Genomic DNA, 18,459 nt, shown 5'->3' with positions numbered 1-18,459 from the left:
GGATATCGAACAGATGAGGTGAAGGATGAAAGTACTGGTCACGGGCGGTTCAGGATTCATCGGAAGCAACTTCGTTCACTACCTTTTTGACACGTACGGGAACGATGTCTTTGTGGTGAACCTGGACAAGCTCACCTATGCCGGAAACCCCGCCAATCTCGCCGGTGTCGACCAGCGCCCCAATTACCGTTTCATTCACGGAGACATCTGCGATACCGAGGTCGTGGCGGATGCCATGAAGGATATTGAGGTGGTCGTGAACTTCGCCGCGGAAACCCACGTGGATCGATCGATCCAGGAGCCCGATGCGTTCCTTCGCACAGACATCCACGGGGTCTTTGTCCTGGCCGAAGAGGCGCTCCGCCGAAAGGTGAAGACCTTCCTGCAGATCTCCACGGATGAAGTGTACGGCGAATGCATGGAGGGCCGGTTTGACGAGGAAGCCCCCCTGAAACCCCGCAGTCCCTATGCCGCCGGAAAGGCCGGGGGCGACCGCCTTGCCTATGCCTACCATGCGACCTACGGGCTCCCCGTATTGATTTCCCGGTGTTCCAACAACTACGGACCCTGCCAGTACCCGGAGAAGCTGATTCCTCTCTTTATCACGAATGCCCTCGAAGATCAGCCCCTTCCGGTCTATGGCGATGGTCGTCAGATGCGGGACTGGATCGATGTCCGGGACCACTGCCGGGCCCTCGATTTCATCCTCCAGAACGGCCAGTACGGGGAAACATACAATATCGGCGTCGGACGGGAACAGGAAAACATTCACATCACAAAAACAATTCTATCCATTCTCGGTAAGCCAGAATCTCTCATCCGACATGTCACAGACCGTCCGGGCCACGACCGGCGGTATGCCCTGGACTGCTCAAAGATCACCCGGATGGGGTGGAGGCCGATGACGTCCCTTGAAGATGGGCTTGCCCGTACGGTGGCATGGTACCGGGACCGCAGGGACTGGTGGGAACCCATCAAATCGGGAGAGTTCCGGGCGTACTACGAATCTCAGTACGGGGAGCGGTTGAAAGGGTGACCACGCTGATCGTAGGCGGTCGAGGCATGCTGGGCCGCGCCCTGGAAGAGGTTCTGGCTCCCACTCCCATAACTGTCGACATCGAGGAAATTGATATCACCCGGTTCGATTCGGTCTGGAGCCTTTTTTCAAATGTGCATCCGACAACGGTAGTGAATGCCGCAGCCATGACCGACGTGGACGGATGTGAAGGGCGGGAGGACCTGGCCCGCAGGGTCAACGCAGAAGGTGTTCAGAACCTAGCCGACGCCTGCAGGGAATGCGGAGCCCGGTTTGTTCATGTCTCCACCGACTACGTCTTTGACGGAACCGGTACCCGTCCCTACCGGGAGAACGATCCGGTCCATCCCGTGAGTGCCTACGGCAGAACCAAACTTGAGGGAGAAGAAGCGGCCCTTTTGTATCCGGACACACTTGTCGTTCGCGTCTCCTGGCTCTTCGGCTTCGGCAGGGAGCACTTTCTCTCCCTCATGGCCCGGCTGATCCGGGAGGGAAAGAACCTGAAGGTGATCGACGATCAGACCGGCCGGGTTACGTACTCGATGGATGCGGCCCGTGCCATTGCGGCACTCCTGGAGCGAAAGGCAACCGGAATTGTCCACTTCGCCAATTCAGGCGTGAGTACACGATACGACCAGGTACGCTGGATGGCCGAAACCCTTGGAAAGCCGGACCACCCCATCGAGCCTGTTCCCAGTTCCGCCTTTCCACAGATTGCCCGAAGGCCGGAATACTCCGTTCTGGACACGACCCGCTACGAACAGGTTACCGGACAGACACCGCCCCCCTGGCAGGAAGCCGTCCGGGACTTTCTTACGAGGAGCGGATGGCTCTGACCGGCAGGGAACTGGGAAGAAAGTCTCTCCACATGGCCATGGGACTCTTTGCCCTGGCCCTAAAGTACCTGACCCCCTGGCAGGCGGCCCTCTGCGCAATCGCGGCCTTTCTCCACAACCTATTCATCCTCCCCCATACCGCACGGTTCGTATTGAGGGGAGAGAAGCTGGATGCCGGCCTGCTCGCCTATCCCCTGGCCGTCCTGGGCCTGATCCTGGTCTACTGGAAGAATCCCGCCCTTGCCGCCGCGGCATGGGGCTACCTTGCCTTCGGTGACGGGATGGCAACGGTCACGGGAAAGAGCCTGCCCCTCTGGAAACCCGGCTGGGCCGGAGGGAAGAGTCTGGGCGGATTCCTGGCCTTTGCCCTCGCCGGCGGTGCTTCCGCCAATCTTCTTTATAACTTTGTGGGCGACCATGAAGGCTTTCTCTGGGCATTCTGGGTGGTGGGGCTGGCCCTGGCCTTCATCGAGCTTATGCCCATGCCCATCAACGACAACATCGTGATTCCCTTCTTTGCCGCCGCCCTCCTGGCCCTCGTCCCGCCACTTCAGCCGGGTGGAATGCCGGAGGGAAGGACCCTTCTCCTGGCAGGAGGAATCAACCTCGGCCTGGCTTTGGTTTCCTTTGCGGCCGGCCTGGTCTCTTCGTCCGCCCTGGTAGGAGGCGTGGTAGTGGGAACCCTCGTCCTGGGATTCGGAGGCTGGCCAGCCTGGAGCCTTCTCGTGGGGTTCTTTGTTCTCGCCACCTCGGCAACAAAGCTGGGGTACGCGGTGAAGTCCCGGATGGGCCTGGCCCAGGAAGAGGGAGGCCGGCGGGGATCCCGTCACGCCCTGGCCAACTGCTCCACCGGAGCCGCCCTCTCTCTTCTTCTGCCCTTCTATCCAGAACCGATGATCCTGAAGGCGGGGATCGCAGCCGCCTTTGCCACGGCCCTGTCCGACACCCTGGGAAGCGAGATCGGCCAGCTCCTGGGAAAGACACCGATCCACCCCCTCACCCTGCGCCGGGTCCCGGTGGGAACCGAGGGCGCCGTCTCCCTGGAGGGGACCCTCGCCGGTGTGGCGGGGAGCCTGATCCTTGCCTCGATCCCGCTGATCTGGGGATGGTACCCGGGCCGGGCAGTTCTCATCGTGGCGGTTGCGGCCTTTTCCGGATCGATGGTGGAGAGCGTCCTGGGATCGCTGGGCTCCTGGGACAATGAGATCCTGAACTTCATCAACACGGCGGTGGGCGCCGCCGTGGCCTGCCTCGCCGCCGCCTGGCTCCTTTGAAGAACATGACCCTCTCTATAAAACTGACCCCCATACTGATCCCGGTTTTCTTTTTGGCAATCGGGACGTATGCATGTACTACATCATATGAGTCACAAAGTGACAGAGATCTCTATACCTACGCGAGAAATACAAAATCAGATAATGAAAGGATGCAGAATCTTCAAAGGCTCGAAAATAAATATCGTGCACAATTAAGAAAATCACGAAGTAACAAAGATAGAATAGTTCTTTACATACAACTCGGGAATTTATACGAAAAAATGAGCCAAAAAACGAACATGATGAAGTCTTTCAATAAAGCATTCTCTCTGGCTGGTTATAACCCGATGAAACAACCCGGTAAATGCTGTTCGTCCCTGTCAATGAACGATGTATTACCCAAAATGGCTGAGTACTACATGGAAAGAAATGATTGGAAAAAGGCTTATAAATTATGGGATAATTGGAATTTGTGCGGGATAGACGTCTGTGATTTTGGAACACCTTGGAATATCACTCTTAGAGAAAGTAAATTAGCAGAATGTCTGATTCAGATGGGAAAATATAAAGAGGCTATTGAAGTAATAGAAGATTGTTTGTATCGAAGAAAAGATCCATGCGGTTGTGTTTGTCTATCAGGTTCACCTTATGATAATAAATTAAGGGAGTTGTTAATCAGCATAGGAGACTTAGATAAATAAGACTTTTTGTAATTTACCAAAAAATATTCCAGGAAAAGTATGTTGCCACAATGATAGTATGGGAATCATAAATTCCGGGGAAGGCTCCGTTCCGCTACGCTCCACTTCGCATCCCCGCTCGCTATGGACTACTCTCCATAAAAGTGCGCAAGATTATTGACAGTACCTCCCCGCTCGCTATGGACTACTCTCCATAAAAGTGCGCAAGATTATTGACAGTACCTCCCCGCTCGCTATGGACTACTCTCCATAAAAGTGCGCAAGATTATTGACAGTACCTTATTGACAGTACCCCCCGCTCATAAGGGACTACTCACCATAAAAATGCGCAAGATTATTGACAGTACCAGAGACTGTATTGGAGTTTTAGGGGCTGCGAGGTGAAATTCTAACGCCCTTCTATGGGCCAGAAAATGGTCTCACATGTTTTCGCATACTGCATCCTGATAGATCAAATAGATGGACGCCTGTATTTCCCGCATAGGGTCCGATCACAACTAACATATTGTCCATAACAAATATTTTACTCACTTGCTCCACATATTCACCGATTGGATAGGGTGCTTGAAGGTTTGAAAGATCATAGACCAATAGAATATTTCCACCGACAAAAAGTAACCCTTCTGTGCTATCAATATCAACTATCGAATTCCAGATTAATGGTACTTGAAGATTTCCCACTATTTCTGGATTTTCCAAATTTGAAACATCCACGATATCGATACCATCGGATTCACCCTGATTGACATATGCCATCGTTTTTTCAACAGCTCCAGCGGCAATAATTGGATGCCAATCTCCGTCTCCATAAATACTTATCAGAATAGGGTTCATTTGAGATACTACATCATAAATAAAAAGATCACGGTTAAAAAACACAAAAACGAAATCTCCTCGTACGTTCATAGTTGGTGCAGTATAAATATCTAACCAATCAGATATTTCACATGATCCTCTAAAAACAGGATTGATCGGATTTGAGAAATCGTACGTAGTTAGATCATTCAAACTAAGCGTGATCAGGATATTCGCCGAATAGGATATATGGTAAAGTTCACTTTCTGTTTCAATGACGGACAGCACAATAGGATTCGACGGGGTGGAAATATCAAAAATATATAATCGTGTACCTGAGGCTACATAAAGTATTTCGTTGTAGGCAAGAAAATCCCTAACATCACCTTCTATTTCAATAGTATTTAAATATTTTGGAAAAGATGGCGTAGAGACATCAACAACCAGGAAGCTATCCTTACCTTCTGATAGATATAGAGTATCATTCGTTATCTCACAGGTTTCTATAGTTTCATTTGTTAACAGTGTCCCAAGATGGCGAGGACATCCCATTCCAAAAATGTCATATACAATCCAGTAACACGATTTAGAATCGGATCCATATGCATTACCAACAGTTAGCGTCACTTTATAGAGCCCCGATTCTGTGAAAGTATGAATGGGATCTTTTTCAGTTGAAATTGTTCCATCCCCAAAATCCCACACCCAGCTAGTAGGATAATTAGTAGATATATCTTTAAACTCAACTGGCACCCCAGGGTAAAATGGATAATTCCAACCACCATAGTCGAAACTTAAATCACAAATAGGTGCATCTCTGTTGATTTGTGAACAGCCTGATAGATTATACTGGTAAAATCCTACACTTTCCGCTGCAATGTAAAGTTGACTACCAGAACTATCCAAATCACTAATTCTCTCAGGGATTATTACTGCATCCATGTATGCAGGATTAATAGGATCAGCTAAATCATATATTTTAAGGTTATCCCTATACCTCCAACCGTATCCGGCAATAAGGTATGGATAATGGATTTCCATCACAATAAGGTCATCAGCAGCAAACGAATTGAGAAGGTTCACTTGAACGGGGTGTTGTTTGTCTGAAATATCTACAACATAAAGTCCATCTTTTCCCTTAAGATAAGCATAAATGCCGTAAACAGCAACATAGTCAAAATAAGACATCTCACCATCGCCCAAATAAGTCGTTAGTTGCTGAGGATTCTGGGGAACACTCATGTCCCATATTTCAAACCAGGTACGGTTCGCGATGTAAACATATCTGCTATCAACATCCATATCGTATGCTCCGGATAGCGCTCCTAAATATATAGGATTACCAGGAACAGACACATCCACATAATAAGTGCTTGCTCCTTGAATATAAACTATATTGTTTCCCTTATACAGCTTAATCTCTTCCTGCATAATTGATGGAAAAAGATCAAAACTAACATTTCCCATTTCTACCGGCTGTGCAGAATTAGAGACATCTATCACTCTTAAACCAAATCCTTCATCTGCCAGATATGCATAATTGCCTTCTACCAAAACATCGGCGATATCACCTGTAGCATTATACGAACCAATAACTTGTGGATTATCCGGGTCGGATAGTTCAAATATTTCTAATCCACTTGTGCCATTCGCCAAATACCCTGTATTTCCATTACATGATATTCCTTTGCTTCTTCCGGAAAAGTTAATTTCCCCAACTTGGACAGGATCAATGAGATTTGTTATATCAAAGATAACGACCTGACCATCTACGACAGCATAAAGTATCGATTCTTCTATATAAAAATCAGTTACAATTAGATCACTATTAAGCACACGTCCAATCAACTCAGGTTGTTTTGGATCAGTAATATCCCAAGCTGTTAATCCTGACCATGAAAAATATAGTGTCGATTCATTCGCCTGCATAATTCCCATTGGCTTCTCATGAAAGCAATTACTGACCTCCACTGGATTCATTGGATCTGTAACATCAAACACATAGAATTCATAGATACGATCTACAATTACGAATGGCCATTGGATGTCCATACTATATGGGGCACTTACCCTGATAGAACCCAGCGGTAACGGAATAAAAGGATTTGAAATATCATAGAGGAATAATCCCCAATATTGGTCCAACAAGTAAAGTATGTCACCATGTATTTTCATTGCATAAACAGACGAATCAATATCTATTGCTGTCACCCATGAAGGGGATGAAACATTTCCAAGATCCACCACCTGTAATCCAAAATGTGGCTGGCATCCTAAGAACACATATGATCCTGACACTTGCGAAGTTAGAACAGCATTATATGGATTGTAGATTCCTTCAACTATTGGATCGGAAGGATCAGAGATATTGATAATCCAGAATCCTGTCGATTCATTCGAAACATAAGCATGTTCGCCCTTAATATTTATATCTTGAATATAGTCCTCAAGTGAGACCTTTGATAGAATTATTGGATTAGATGGATCCCTAACATCCGCAATTATGAAGTTTGCACCTGCTCCGAGATAAAGATAATTCCCCTGCGAAGTTACAGTTGAAACAGGTCCCTTGTTCCATTTACTAACTAGTTCTGGACAATCCTGAGAGAATGCCATAGATGTTACTAAGATAAATATTGTGCTCAGAATAATTTTTCTAGCCATGAATCCTCCACACCCATTTTATTGCTCAATAGGTTTATAGTCAAATTACGATCCATGGATCCGGATTCACCATCACCGCCGGAGGCGATTTGGGCAATTTTCTTTCTTGTAAGGTAATCTTTTCCTGCCTGAAGACTTGTGTACTGAGGTAAGAGAAGAGTAACCAAGGTCAGAACTTATATCTTTAATACGATACAAATTTATTGGATATTTCTTTGTAAATGAACGTTTTCCATACACAGAAAAGAAACAGGACCGGGACGATGGCCCGATCCTGCTCTCTTATCCCAAAAAAACAGCAGATTAGAGGATTTCGATCAGCTCGATCTCGAAGGTCAGGTCCTCGTCGGCCAGGGGGTGGTTGGCATCCAGGACGACCACCTCGTCGTTGACGTCGATGATGAGGCAGGGAATCGCCTCGTCGTCCTCTTCCTCCTCCGACACGCCGTCGGGAACGAGTTCCAGCTCCTCGCCGACCTTGGGGACTTCGTCTCCCGGAATCTCGGAACGGTCCACTTCAAAGACCAGTTCCTCGTCTCTGGGTCCGTAGGCATCCTCGCAGGCAATCGTGATCGTCTTAGACTCGCCCGGCTTCATCCCGATGAGGGCCTGCTCGAAGGCGGGGATCAGGGTCTCTTCCCCGATCGTGAACTCAAGGGGGCCTTCCTCCTGGGAAGAATCAAAGATGCTTCCATCGGAGAGCTTTCCCGTGAAATGAACTTTTACGGTGTCCCCGGATTTGACTTTCGACATGGTGTATCTCCTCGATCAAAGTGGCCGGCCACATACATTCCATAACCGGACGATCGATTCTACCACAGACCTTACCCTCCGGCCTCAGTCGCTGATCGTAGATGAGAAAACGGTGAAGGATCGTCGCACCGCGATCCTCCTGTCTGAACTCAAAAAAACCGCCGGGAAACCCCGGCGGTAAAAGGTCTGGTTTACGGACAGGCTGAACTACTTCTTCGCGGCCAGCTCCTGGGCGTCCACGACGCAGAGGGCGGACATGTTGACAATGTCATTGACTTCGACACCGCGTTGCAGTACGTGGATCGGCCTGGATATGCCCATCAGGATGGGGCCGATGACCTCTGCGTTGGACAGGCGCCATACCAGCTTGTACGCAGCGTTGGCGGCGTCGAGGTTCGGGAAAATAAGAATGTTGGCATCGCCCTGAATCACGCTCCAGGGATAGTCTTCCTTCGTCAGTTCGGGTGTAACGGCCCGATCGGCCTGCATCTCGCCCTCGATGGGAACACCGGGGCAGAGTTCCTTGGCCAGCTTGACGGCTTCGCGCACCTTCAGGGTCTCCGGGTACTCGTTGGATCCGAAATTGGAGAAGGAGACCATGGCAATCCGGGGTTCGACGTCAAACTTCCGGGCAACTTCTGCGGAGAGCTTGGCGATCTCTGCCAGATCCTGCGCCGTCGGATCGTTGATGACGGTCGTATCGGCGAAAAAGTAAATCTTATTCTTGAGCACGAGAATATAGAGGCCGGACACCTTCTGGATGTCCTCCCGTGTCTGAACGACCTGCAGGGCGGGGCGGATCGTGTCGGGATAGTGCATCGTGAGACCGGAAATCATGCCATCGGCGTCGCCTTCCGCCACCATCATGCACCCGAAGTAATTGGGCATTCTCATGTATGTCCTGGCTTCGGAGGGGGTAATTCCGCGCCGTTTCCGCCGTTCGTGGAATTTCTGAATGTAAAGAGTATGCTTGGGATCCGACGCGGGATCGACGATCTGGATCTTGTCTTTGTCTATTCTGTGGGCGTCCAGGGAGGCTTCGATCTTGCTCCTGTCTCCCAGGAGAATGGGGTTCGCGATGCCTTCGTCGACGAGAATCTTGGCCGCACGGATTATCTTTTCATTTTCGCCTTCCGGGAAGACGATCCGCTTGGGCTGGCTTTTTGCCTTTTCAAAAATTTCATGAAGAACCTGCCGGGACCGGAAAATCCGGTTTTCCAGCTCCTGCACGTAGGCATCGAAATCCTGGATGGGATGCCGAGCCACACCGGTCTCCATCGCGGCTCTGGCCACGGCCGGGGCTTCCCAGAGAAGAACACGATAATCAAAGGGCTTTGGAATGATATATTCCCGGCCGAAGTGGAAGGGCTTCCCTCCGTAGGCCTTAATGACCGAATCGGGGACGTCTTCCTTGGCCAGCTTGGCCAGGGCGTAAGATGCCGCCAGCTTCATCTCATCGTTGATGGCCTTCGCCCGGACGTCCAGGGCTCCCCGGAAGATGAAGGGGAATCCGAGCACGTTGTTGATCTGGTTGGGGTAGTCGCTTCGGCCCGTGGCCATGATCACGTCGGATCGTGCCGCCACGGCTTCGTCATAGGTAATTTCCGGATCGGGGTTCGCCATGGCGAAGACGATGGGGTCGTCCGCCATCGAGCGGATCATGTCCTGGGTAAACATTCCCTTTACGGAGAGGCCGGTGAGCACATCGGCCCCCTTTACCGCATCGGCGAGGGTTCTTGCGTCGGTTTCCACCGCCCACTCGTCCTTGTACTTGTTCATACCGACGGTACGGCCCTTATAGATGACGCCCTTGGTATCACAGATGGTGATATTCTCTTTGGTTGCCCCCAGGTTGACGTAGTGGCGGGCGCAGGCCAGGGCCGAGGCGCCGGCACCGCTGAAGACGATTTTCAGCTCGGAGAGCTTCTTTCCCACGATTTCGCAGGCGTTGATCAGGCCGGCACCGGAAATGATCGCCGTGCCGTGCTGATCGTCATGGAAGACCGGGATGTCCATCTCGGCCTTGAGGCGTGTTTCGATCTCGAAGCACTCGGGCGCCTTGATGTCTTCCAGATTGATGCCGCCAAAGGTGGGTTCCAGCATCTTGACACACTTGATGATATCTTCCACGTTTTTCGAATCGAGTTCGATATCGAAGACGTCAATATCCGCAAAGCGTTTGAAGAGAACACCCTTTCCCTCCATGACCGGCTTTCCCGCCAGAGCGCCAATGTCTCCCAGGCCAAGGACCGCCGTACCATTGGAGATGACGGCAACAAGGTTTCCACGCGCCGTATACTCGAAGGCTTTTAATGGATCCTTTTCAATATCGAGGCAGGGTTCCGCGACGCCCGGCGTGTAGGCGAGGGAAAGATCGCGCTGCGTCATGCACGGTTTGGTGCTGACAACTTCGATCTTGCCCTTTCTTCCTTTTGAATGGTATTCCAGTGCGTCATCTCGTGTAATCAATCCCATGCGTCACCTCTTTTTTAATGAAAATTTTCACAAAACAGCATTGTACACCCCGCGAAAACGGAGGTCAACTTGAGATCAGCCATGGCCTCTGGTAAGATGAATGAGGAATTGTCCTTACGGCAGCTCCAGGAAAGGGCGTCATGAAAATCAAGGGAAACATTATAAAATCCCGAATTGCCTTCATAAAGACTCATTCCGGGGATGAAGGATGGAAGAAGGTACTCCAGGCCCTTCCCGAAGATGACCGCCATCAGCTGGAAGGCCTGTTAACCGGTCTTTCCTGGTACTCCTTTGATCTGGGAAAACGACTCGATGATGCGATCATCGCCGTTCTTGGAAAGGGAGACCGATCTTTTTTTGAACGCATCGGCCGGGCTTCCGCAAGGGAAAACCTGATGGGAGTCCACAAGAGCTTTCTTTCCAATGGGGACCCACAGGCATTCATGGAAAAATCCCCCATGATCTACAAGTTCTACTATGACGTGGGATACCGGACCTATGAGCGGACTGGTCCGACATCCGGCACCCTGACGACGTTTGAAGCGGAAACTTTTTCTGCCGCAGACTGTCTGACGGTAATCGGATGGTACAAAGAGGGTCTTGAATTGTGCGGAGCGACGGATGTCAGGGCTTCAGAATCTTCCTGTCGTGCTGAAGGTGCCGATTTCTGCCAGTATCACTTTTCCTGGACCATGGAGTAATCCTCAGCCTCCGATCGAAAAGAACCGTCAGTACGCCCTGTAATTCCCTGAAGCTTTCCAGGAGGTAAACAGGGCCCTGCACTCCTCCCTCAGACAGCCCGAAACGATTTGAACCGAACCTTGCCCCAGATCCTTCAGGGTCTCGTTGGATATGGGAAGCTCGTTGAACCCTGCCATTTCAGCATCTTCAATCGAGGCGCCAAAGACAATTCGATCCACCCTGGCCCAGTGAATGGCCGAGAAGCACATGGGACATGGTTCGCAGGTGGAGTAGATTGAGCATCCTTCGAGATGGATGGAATCGAGGATACGGCAGGCTTTCCTTATGGCAACCACCTCCGCATGGGCTGTGATGTCCCGCGATTCCCAGACCCGGTTATGGGCCGAAACGATCACGTTTCCATCCTTTACGATGCAGGCCCCGAAGGGTGTCTGCCCTCGCAGAATTCCCTTCCCTGCCGCATCGATGGCGCACTTCATGAACTGAGAGTCATTCATTTCCTGACTTTACCACGAAGATCGGGTCCACAGGAAAGAGGCAGATCTTCGTACCGGGTGGTTTCCGGGAGACAGGTACGATCCCTGCACAGGAAATAGAGGGGTCGAGGGGAAGAGAAATTTCGCCCTTCAAGGGACGAAAGGCCCCTGACTCCTCCTTCAAAGACAGGCAGAACCGCGTGGGGCTCCGCTTCGGCAAACCGAACGGGTTGCAGGGCTTTCAGGAGCGTTTTTCTGTCCCTGCATGCGACAACGAGCAGAGATTTGGATCCTTCGATCCACTCTCCAATCCGTACCATGGTCGGATAAGATGCCGGTGCTCGCCCGATCGTACCCGCCATTTCTTCGATCCGCCTCTGGATGTCCGGATATTCGGTCTTTCCCTCGATTCTCTGAATCTTCAACGAGACAAGGAGGAAAACCGCCAGAGGGGAAGGAAGGGCTCCATCGGAGAGGTTTCGAGGGGCGAGAGGAAGATCTTCGGATGCCGACAGGGAAAATCCCGGGATTTGGATCTTCGCTTCTTCGATAAGCTGTCGTGCATTCCCGAGGAAATCCGGCTCCCCGGTTGTCTCAAAGAGCGTAAGAAATCCCCAGGCAAGGTAAGCATAGTCTTCCATCATCCCCATCACTTCCGCGCCTGTTCCCGGAGCGGCATGAAGAAGAGTCCCGTCTCTCCTGTTCCAAGCACTGAGCGTATGGGCAAGATGGACAGCCTGGTTTCGAATCCTCTCATCGGACAGACCTGCACCCGCCAGTGCAAGGGCTCGAAGGGCCAGACCATTCAGTGATGTCAGGACCTTGGTATCCTCTGCGGGTCGAACTCTTCGATGCCTCCGTTTCCGCAATCGGCCCAGGAGTCCGGTAAAACGCTCCGGATCGGACGTCGATTCCTGCAGGTGAATGGGAGATGGATTTTCTTCCAGATGGGCCAGATCGGCAAACCAGGTTCCTTCGTCTTTCCCCGAGACCTCCAGGACTTCATTCCGCCTCCAGAGATAATAGGTACCTTCTTCGCCATCCGAATCGGCATCGAGCGAGGTGATATAACCCAGATCCTTTTTGAAGAGTTCACCATTCATGAAGTCAATCGTTCCCCGCAGGGTCCGTTCAAAGAGAGCGGATCCTGTCCGTTGAAAGGCCCACATATAGAGAGGAATTAATAGAGCCTGGTCATACAGCATCTTTTCATAATGGGGAACTCTCCAGTCCACCGTGGTTGAGTAGCGGTGAAATCCCCCTCCCACGTGGTCATGAATTCCGCCAAGAGCCATCCGCTCAAGGGTCAGGAGAATGTGACCATGGGAACCGGGATCCAGAACAATCGCCGCTTCCAGATCGGGGACAGACGGAAATTTGGGAGCCTGCCCGTATCCTCCGTATTCGACATCCTCAAGCTGCCCGCGGTGCTTTCTGTACGTTTCCATCCAGGATTTCGCGTCCGGAGTACCCGCCTTCATCCCCATCGAAACTTCAAGATGCGCCAGGATCGTCCGGGCTGTTCTTTCCAGATCTTCCGGGGAATCCCGATATACACGCATCACCTCCCGTAAAACCGAAAGCAGTCCCGGTCGGCCCCATCGATCCTCCGGAGGAAAATACGTTCCTCCGAAAAAGGGTTTCCCTTCGGGTGTCAGGAAAACGGTCAGGGGCCATCCTCCCGCTCCGGTCATCATCTGCACGGCGGTCATATAGAGGTGATCGATATCCGGTCTCTCCTCCCGATCCACCTTGACGGGAACAAAGTGCTCGTTCAGCACGCCCGCAATGGTTTGATTCTCAAAGGACTCCCGTTCCATCACGTGGCACCAGTGGCATGCCGCATACCCGATGGAGAGGAAGATGGGACGATCCATGTCCCGCGCCTTTTGGAGTGCTTCCTCGCCCCATGGATACCAGTCCACCGGATTTTTCCGATGCTGACGAAGATAGGGAGACTGTTCCCGGGAGAGGCGGTTCACGGTCGAAAACTCCCGATAGAACGGAGCAGATTCAGACTGGATGTATGGTATGTCATCCCCGGGAGAACGGGTGCCGGGGCTCCTGAATTCCCCCTCCCGACGATCAGTGGTGGTGATGGATCGCTGAGATGGCGACGGTCAGAGCAATCCCCGCAAGAAAGCCCAGAAGACGGGGAATCCGAAGAGGTCCCGGTCGATGGACCTGGGGTAACAGATCGGAAGCGCCAACCTCAAGGAAGGTCCCGGCGGAGAAGGCCAGGGCTGCGGGAACAACAGACAGGGTCACATCCTTCAGGATGAAATAGGAGAGAAGGGCGCCGAAGGGTACGATCAGGGAAAAGAGGAGAATCAAGAGGGTGGTCCGCTTGCGGGAATAGTGGTCGTGCAGCATGACGGAGGAGAGGGTGAGAGACTCTGGAGCTTTATGGAGGATGATCGCCAGGAAGGTCATGAATCCCAGATTTTCCGAATGGAGAACACCGGCTCCGATGGCAAGACCTGCGGCGAGGGCGTGAAATGACAGGCCGATAAAGGCGGCGAGCCCCACATTGTGTACCTGGCAGTCATCCGCCATACATCCATGCATCATGATGAAATTTTCTCCAAGAAAGATAAAGAGAAAACCGGCCAGGATCCACAGGGCCGAAGTATCGTGAATGGCCGGAGGAATCAGGAAAATCAGAGCGGTTGTCAGGATAACCCCGGCCCCGAAGGAGATAAAGATGGACAGCATTTTCGGATGCCAGTGCCGGATCACGACGGCCAGACCTCCGGCCAGAGAAGCCAGGAATACAAGAAAGGCATAGATAAAGATCGACGTCACGATGATTCCTCCAGATCTTCTTCGGATATCGGTTGAAATCCCTTCTCGATACAGAATGCGGCAAAGAGTCCCGGAGCCGCCGTTATTCCCTTATCTGTATGGGTCGAATGAACTCCGCATGAAGGAGACCGTTCCTTCAGCACCACCAGGGTCGATGACGGATCCAGTCGATTCAACGTCAGAGCAATTCGTGTACAGGCCTCCAGCAGAGGCACAGTCACGTCTCCGCCGGTGCGCACCCGCAAAACCTCTCCCTGCCCGGAAAGCACCTGGTGCCCGCTATTCCCCCGAATATGAATGGGTTCGCGGGGGACGCCTAAACCCGCCTCGACTTCTGGACATACTTTTATAACAGTCCGGTCTTTCATCAGGGGTATCAGCCTGGGAACATCGATTCCGCGGCCGTCATACCGGCAGCGCTCTCCCGTGAGACAGGAAGATACAACCAGGTGGGTAATTCTGGACTGTCTTTTCTCAGAAGGACAATTCCGGGGTGAAGACATGAACCGGATCAGTTTTCCTTCCCGTTTTTATTCTTATCCTCGTCCTCTCCCTCTCCCTTTACGGCACCTTTGAAATTCCTCAACGCTTCTCCGAGGCCCTTGCCGAGCTGGGGCAGCTTCTTGGCACCAAAGATAATCACAAGGATAAGAAGAATAATCAGAAGTTCTTGAAATCCCAGGCTTCCCATGATGGGCTCCTTTCCTCAACGGCGATACTACTGAACATTATACCTCGACTGAGGCCTCACTTTACCTCACTAGGAAAGATTCCAAAGGTGCATTATCATATACGATAGGGAGGGACTATGAAGCTGGAACAAATCCGGGATATTCTTGAGGCGGAAATTCACGTAGAGCCCGAAAATCCAAATTTTGATATTCTGAATGGCTGCGGATCCGATCTTATGAGTGATGTCCTGTCTCTGGTCAAGCCCAACACCATTCTCCTGACGGGACTTGCGACCCCACAGGTTATCTACACAGCAGAAATGGCTTCCATTCAGGTAATTTGTTTTGTCCGCGGAAAACATCCTACGCAACGAATGATAGATATGGCCAGAGAACGAGGAATTATCCTGCTCTCCACGAACCTCTTTCTCTTTGACAGCTGCGGAAAGCTTTATTCTGCAGGCCTGGGTCAGCCCACCAGACTCATCTCCGCATTATGAGGCAAAGAGATCGATTCAAGGAACGCATGGTGTCATGAACCCCAGGGAAGAAGTAGCAACCCGGGTCCAGGAACTGGCATACGAGCTTCACGTTGCCCAGGCAATGACAAGAAACGTTCTTACCATCCATCCCCGAACCCAGATCTCCACGGTAAGCCAGATATTACGAAAACGCCGCATATCCGGCCTTCCCGTTATTGACAAGGGAAAGTTGTGCGGGTTAATCAGCATCGAGGATGTCATTAAATGTCTCGTAAATAATGAACTTAATCGCCGTGTCTCCTCTTTAATGACACGGTCGGTTGTCACAGTTTATTCCGACGAACCTGTTGTAAAAGCCATTCAGATTTTTGAGCGTTTTGGATATGGACGGCTTCCGGTACTGGATCGAAATGATCATTCCGTGGTCGGAATTTTAACGAAGGGCGACATCATCCGAGCATTGCTGAAGAAGATGGATGTCGACTACCGGGAGGAAGAAATATTACGGTACAGGGCAAGTCACATTTTTAACGATGTGACCGCCGATGAGGTTCATCTGATCTTTGAGTTTTCCGTCCGGGGAGGGAATTTTGATCGAGCCGGAGAAGCTTCCAGCCAGTTGAGAACGAACCTTCTCAGATTGGGAATCCATCCGGAAATCGTCCGCCGTATCGCTATATCCACCTACGAGGCAGAGATGAATCTTGTTATATACACACATGGAGGACGGATTGTAGCGGATCTTCAAAAGGATCTTATCCAGATTCGCGTACTGGATCAGGGTCCCGGGATTCCGGACATTGAGAAAGCAATGGAAGCCGGGTACTCCACAGCTCCAGACTGGGTTAGGGAGCTGGGATTTGGTGCGGGAATGGGACTTCCCAATATTAGGAAACATTCGGACTGGATGCAGTTGACTTCCGAAATGGGTCGGTATACCCATCTGGAGTTTGAGGTAAAGGTACCATGATCATGAAATCCATTGTTTCATCCTTAAACCTGACGCTGTATACGCAGAACCTGTCTCTGGATCGATCCATAAAGGGGTGCTATTCGGGAGATCTTCTCAGTGATGTCCTGGCCCGTGCCTGTATCGGGTGTCTCTGGATTACAATTCAGATGCATCCGAACATTATTCCGGTTGCGGTAATGAAGGAGTTTCCAGGAATCCTGATCGTGAATGGAAGAATCCCCGAACCTGAAGTCATTTCAAAAGCGGAGAACGAACGCGTCGTATTGCTGGGCACTCCACTCTCTGCCTACGAAATATCGGGAAGGCTCTGGGAGCTCGGTTTTCAGCCATGAAATGAGATGGTACATACTGGATCTGCATATTCACACCTGTCTTTCGCCCTGCGCATCGCTCGACATGGCTCCCCGCACGATTGCTGCCCGTGCAAAGGGTAAAGGGATCGACGGTCTGGCTATTTGTGACCATAATACGGTGAGGAACGTTCCCGCTCTGGTTGAAGCTGGCGCCCGGGAGGGCCTCACTGTTTTTGGTGGAATTGAGATCACTACGAGGGAAGAAGTTCATATTCTGGGAATCTTTCCGGATGAAAAGACCCTTGATTCCATGGGAGTCCTTGTGGAACGGGGCCTTTCGATGTGCACCGATGAGTGGATGCGCAGAGATCAGGTAATTGCCAATGCAGACCATGAGGTTCAGGGATTTCACGATAAGCTTCTTATGGGAGCCACCACTCTTTCTCTGGAAGAAACCGTGTCTGAGATCCACGCGAGAGACGGGATTGCAATCTCAGCTCATGCGGACAGAGAAGGGTTTGGGTTACTGGGACAACTGGGGTTTGTTCCTCCAGATCTAAAGCTGGACGCGGTAGAGCTTCGGAATTCAAAGTTGATTCCTCCCGAACTGGAAGGATATACGATCCTTGCATCTTCCGATGCCCATGAACCTGCACAGATTGGTGACCGTGTCACTCGATGTTTCATGGACACCCTTTCATTTCAGGAATTATTTTTGGCGATCCACAGCCGAGACGGTCGTCAGATCAAAATCTGATGGAAGATCTCTCCCTTCATATCCTGGACGTTGTTCAAAATTCCATCCTTGCAGGCGCAACCCGTATCAGGATTACCTTCACTGTGGATGAGGAAAATTCCCTGCTGACCCTGGTCATCGAAGACAACGGTCGAGGAATGAGTTCCGATGAAATGGAAAAGGCCAGGGATCCGTTTTTCACAACAAAAAAGGGGAAACGAATTGGAATGGGACTCCCGCTATTGTCTCAGGCCGCGGAGCAGACCGGAGGAGATCTTCAGTTATCGAGTGAAGCCGGAACCGGAACCCGGGTCACCGCACGGTTTCACACTGACCATATTGATATGATTCCTCTGGGGGATCTGAACACTACCCTGAAGGTTCTGGTAAATGCTCATCCGGACATCAACGTTGATCTGGATTTCAAGAAAGCATAAAAAAACCGCCCCTGGGGGCGGTTGTCATTTACATAGTGAGAAACTTACTTTTCAATTCTTTCCTTGAGGGTCTTTCCGGGCTTGAAGACCGGGTAGTTCCGGGCAGGAATCTTGATGGTGGATCCGGTGGCGGGATTTCTTCCCTCACGGGCTTTTCGGCGGCGTGTGAAGAAGGATCCGAAGCCGGGAACGATTACCTTGCGTCCGGCATCCAGTTCTGTTGCAATGATCCCCTTCTTTGGGCGTGCGTCAAAAAGCGCATCCACAACCTCGGCAGCCTTGACCTGGGAAAGACCCGTCTGTTTGGCAAGCTTCTTCACCAGTTCAGTTTTGTTCATAATGCCTCCTTAAAAGTTAGTCTCTACATC

The 18,459-nt window shown here is 51.1% G+C and carries 19 protein-coding genes; 10 read left to right on the top strand and 9 right to left on the bottom strand.

Annotated features, from left to right (window positions below; genetic code table 11):
• Positions 1-25: 25 nt before the first annotated feature.
• The 4 genes from rfbB (at position 26) to PLD04_00325 (ending at position 3,829) form a co-directional block, all read left to right on the top strand.
• On the top strand, positions 26-1,036 hold the full coding sequence (rfbB, locus tag PLD04_00340) for a dTDP-glucose 4,6-dehydratase (GenBank protein HXK66765.1): 1,011 nt from the start codon (positions 26-28) through the stop codon (positions 1,034-1,036).
• Entirely contained in the window at positions 1,033-1,872 is an 840-nt protein-coding gene (gene rfbD / locus PLD04_00335) for a dTDP-4-dehydrorhamnose reductase (GenBank protein HXK66764.1), read from the top strand. Before rfbB ends, rfbD begins: the two co-directional genes overlap by 4 nt.
• Complete coding sequence (locus PLD04_00330) at positions 1,863-3,146, top strand: DUF92 domain-containing protein (GenBank protein HXK66763.1); 1,284 nt, start codon at positions 1,863-1,865, stop codon at positions 3,144-3,146. Before rfbD ends, PLD04_00330 begins: the two co-directional genes overlap by 10 nt.
• A 152-nt stretch (positions 3,147-3,298) precedes the next feature.
• Positions 3,299-3,829 carry a hypothetical protein gene (locus tag PLD04_00325; GenBank protein ID HXK66762.1) on the top strand — a complete coding sequence of 177 codons (531 nt, stop codon included), beginning with the start codon at positions 3,299-3,301 and terminating at the stop codon, positions 3,827-3,829.
• A 399-nt stretch (positions 3,830-4,228) separates the two neighbouring features.
• Here the strand turns inward: PLD04_00325 and PLD04_00320 are convergent, their stop codons facing one another.
• From PLD04_00320 to PLD04_00310, 3 genes are all read right to left on the bottom strand, one after another.
• Complete coding sequence (locus PLD04_00320; GenBank protein ID HXK66761.1) at positions 4,229-7,288, bottom strand: PKD domain-containing protein; 3,060 nt, start codon at positions 7,286-7,288, stop codon at positions 4,229-4,231.
• Positions 7,289-7,591: 303 nt separating this feature from the next.
• Positions 7,592-8,041 carry a peptidylprolyl isomerase gene (locus PLD04_00315; protein ID HXK66760.1) on the bottom strand — a complete coding sequence of 150 codons (450 nt, stop codon included), beginning with the start codon at positions 8,039-8,041 and terminating at the stop codon, positions 7,592-7,594.
• Between the two features lie 207 nt (positions 8,042-8,248).
• Positions 8,249-10,516, bottom strand: coding sequence for an NADP-dependent malic enzyme (locus PLD04_00310; GenBank protein HXK66759.1), 2,268 nt, complete (start codon positions 10,514-10,516; stop codon positions 8,249-8,251).
• A gap of 140 nt (positions 10,517-10,656) precedes the next feature.
• On the opposite strand from PLD04_00310, the gene PLD04_00305 reads away from it, so the two are divergent.
• Positions 10,657-11,217, top strand: a complete 561-nt coding sequence (locus tag PLD04_00305) for a TIGR02265 family protein (GenBank protein ID HXK66758.1) — start codon at positions 10,657-10,659, stop codon at positions 11,215-11,217.
• Between the two features lie 27 nt (positions 11,218-11,244).
• Here PLD04_00305 and PLD04_00300 read toward each other — a convergent pair whose 3' ends face one another.
• The 5 genes from PLD04_00300 to tatA form a co-directional block, all read right to left on the bottom strand.
• Positions 11,245-11,715, bottom strand: a complete 471-nt coding sequence (locus PLD04_00300; GenBank protein ID HXK66757.1) for a nucleoside deaminase — start codon at positions 11,713-11,715, stop codon at positions 11,245-11,247.
• Positions 11,712-13,676, bottom strand: coding sequence for a thioredoxin domain-containing protein (locus PLD04_00295; GenBank protein ID HXK66756.1), 1,965 nt, complete (start codon positions 13,674-13,676; stop codon positions 11,712-11,714). The genes PLD04_00300 and PLD04_00295 overlap by 4 nt, the downstream gene beginning before the upstream one ends.
• 103 nt (positions 13,677-13,779) lie before the next feature.
• Entirely contained in the window at positions 13,780-14,499 is a 720-nt protein-coding gene (locus tag PLD04_00290) for a ZIP family metal transporter (GenBank protein HXK66755.1), read from the bottom strand.
• A complete protein-coding gene (locus PLD04_00285) occupies positions 14,496-15,002 on the bottom strand; it encodes a DUF523 domain-containing protein (protein HXK66754.1) in 507 nt (168 codons plus the stop codon). Before PLD04_00285 ends, PLD04_00290 begins: the two co-directional genes overlap by 4 nt.
• Before the next feature lie 8 nt (positions 15,003-15,010).
• Entirely contained in the window at positions 15,011-15,190 is a 180-nt protein-coding gene (tatA, locus tag PLD04_00280; protein HXK66753.1) for a twin-arginine translocase TatA/TatE family subunit, read from the bottom strand.
• A gap of 117 nt (positions 15,191-15,307) precedes the next feature.
• On the opposite strand from tatA, the gene PLD04_00275 reads away from it, so the two are divergent.
• From PLD04_00275 to PLD04_00255, 5 genes are read left to right on the top strand one after another with little or no spacing between them, the layout of a single operon-like run.
• Positions 15,308-15,670, top strand: coding sequence for a hypothetical protein (locus PLD04_00275; GenBank protein ID HXK66752.1), 363 nt, complete (start codon positions 15,308-15,310; stop codon positions 15,668-15,670).
• A 34-nt stretch (positions 15,671-15,704) separates the two neighbouring features.
• Complete coding sequence (locus PLD04_00270) at positions 15,705-16,622, top strand: CBS domain-containing protein (GenBank protein ID HXK66751.1); 918 nt, start codon at positions 15,705-15,707, stop codon at positions 16,620-16,622.
• 2 nt (positions 16,623-16,624) lie between these two features.
• Positions 16,625-16,957, top strand: a complete 333-nt coding sequence (locus tag PLD04_00265) for a serine kinase (GenBank protein HXK66750.1) — start codon at positions 16,625-16,627, stop codon at positions 16,955-16,957.
• 1 nt (position 16,958) lies between these two features.
• On the top strand, positions 16,959-17,675 hold the full coding sequence (locus tag PLD04_00260) for a PHP domain-containing protein (GenBank protein HXK66749.1): 717 nt from the start codon (positions 16,959-16,961) through the stop codon (positions 17,673-17,675).
• Positions 17,675-18,091, top strand: a complete 417-nt coding sequence (locus tag PLD04_00255) for an ATP-binding protein (GenBank protein HXK66748.1) — start codon at positions 17,675-17,677, stop codon at positions 18,089-18,091. The genes PLD04_00260 and PLD04_00255 overlap by 1 nt, the downstream gene beginning before the upstream one ends.
• Before the next feature lie 44 nt (positions 18,092-18,135).
• Here PLD04_00255 and PLD04_00250 read toward each other — a convergent pair whose 3' ends face one another.
• On the bottom strand, positions 18,136-18,429 hold the full coding sequence (locus PLD04_00250; GenBank protein HXK66747.1) for an HU family DNA-binding protein: 294 nt from the start codon (positions 18,427-18,429) through the stop codon (positions 18,136-18,138).
• Between the last annotated feature and the right edge of the window lie 30 nt (positions 18,430-18,459).

It is taken from the genome of Thermoanaerobaculia bacterium (genome assembly GCA_035593605.1).
Taxonomy (GTDB): domain Bacteria; phylum Acidobacteriota; class Thermoanaerobaculia; order UBA2201; family DAOSWS01; genus DAOSWS01.
The sequence above is the reverse complement of the archived record's forward strand: the minus strand, read 5'-3'. Positions and strand labels throughout refer to the sequence as shown.